1 protein-coding gene is annotated in these 1,326 nt (G+C 53.9%); it reads right to left on the bottom strand.

The genetic code is table 11. The features are described from left to right. Positions 1–47 precede the first annotated feature (47 nt). On the bottom strand, positions 48–1,052 hold the full coding sequence (locus AWB81_RS43035) for an aromatic ring-hydroxylating oxygenase subunit alpha (RefSeq protein ID WP_062644677.1): 1,005 nt from the start codon (positions 1,050–1,052) through the stop codon (positions 48–50). Positions 1,053–1,326 lie beyond the last annotated feature (274 nt).

Raw genomic sequence — 1,326 nt, forward strand, 5'->3', positions numbered from 1 at the left:
TTCTACTCGCTAGTGGCATAAGTATTCCTAAGCATGTCAGGCCTTGCTCAACACACGTTTCTTATCGCGACAGAACCCGACAATCCGGGGTAGCCGCAACCCGAGGCGAGATGGATGATGAAATTTGGAAACACCGACGGCAGCTCGAACTGGAAATCGGAACGACCTTCCGCGTTGATGCCACCCGGCAACTGCTCTGGATGAGGCTTATGGGTCGCGGCGCTATGCAGCAGCGTGTCAAATTTCTGCGTCGAATCTGCCGTATCCATCCCGCCGCCATAGATGGCCGACGACGCATGGGGACCCAGAATCCGATAATTGGTGTGCTCGATACCGGAAAAGCCAGGCAAGGAACCCGCGTGGATCGTGGGCACGTGATAGCCTTCGCTGAAGGCATACAGGGCAACCTTCCAGTTGCAGTCGAGCACCGTCGAATAGCGATAGGCCGTGGTCGATTCCGCGTAGGGATAGCCAGCAAACAGCTCCCCGAAACCACCCAGGTATTCCTTCAGTGACTGTTCCGGTTTCTTGTCAAAGTTGATGAAGACAAAGCCTTCCCACACGTCGCACTGGATTTCGCGAAGGCTAAGACACTTGGTATCGATCTCCGCAAACTCCTCCTTCATGGGCACCGAGCGCAGATCGCCGTTCGTACCGAACACCCATCCGTGGAAGCGGCATGTAATGACGTTGGCGCGCGAGTGGCCAAACGTCTCGAACTCCGTGGTCGGAATGACTTTATTCCCCCGGTGAGTGCAGACGTTATGGAACGCCCGGATTACGCCGTCTTTGCCACGCGCAATGATGACCGAGGCATCACAGACAGCAAGCTCCTTGACCTTCCAGTCGCCAGGATTGGCCACCTCCCAAGTAGTGGCCACTTTCAGCCAAGTCTTGCGGAAAATTTTTTCCTGCTCCTGCTTGTAGATCGCCGGGTCCCGAATAATGTCGAGATTCACGGGCTTGGTCCCTAGCATTTGACGGATTTCTTCCGTCGAGCGAATCGGCAGCACTCGCTTTGAAGATCCTTGGAGATCTTGCACGGTTTCCATTTTAGCGACTCCTCTGTATTTGCAAGTAAACTGACAGCTGAACTTCCTGAGCTATGGCCTCAATAGTTATGATCAACCGTCGATTGGAAGGCTGTCACCACAGTATCTGGTTCCATTTCTCCGCAACATCCGGAGCAATCGATATCGATCTACGAAGATCTACTTAGTCGGACCTGCAAAATTGGGTTTTGTTCGTGGACGCCTCGGGGCGTTCATCAGGTGGCCTTGTACTTTTCGAACTCAGGCAGTTGTAGGAGGGGCGAGCAAGGTTCCT

It is taken from the genome of Caballeronia arationis (assembly GCF_001544975.2).
Lineage (GTDB): Bacteria > Pseudomonadota > Gammaproteobacteria > Burkholderiales > Burkholderiaceae > Caballeronia > Caballeronia arationis.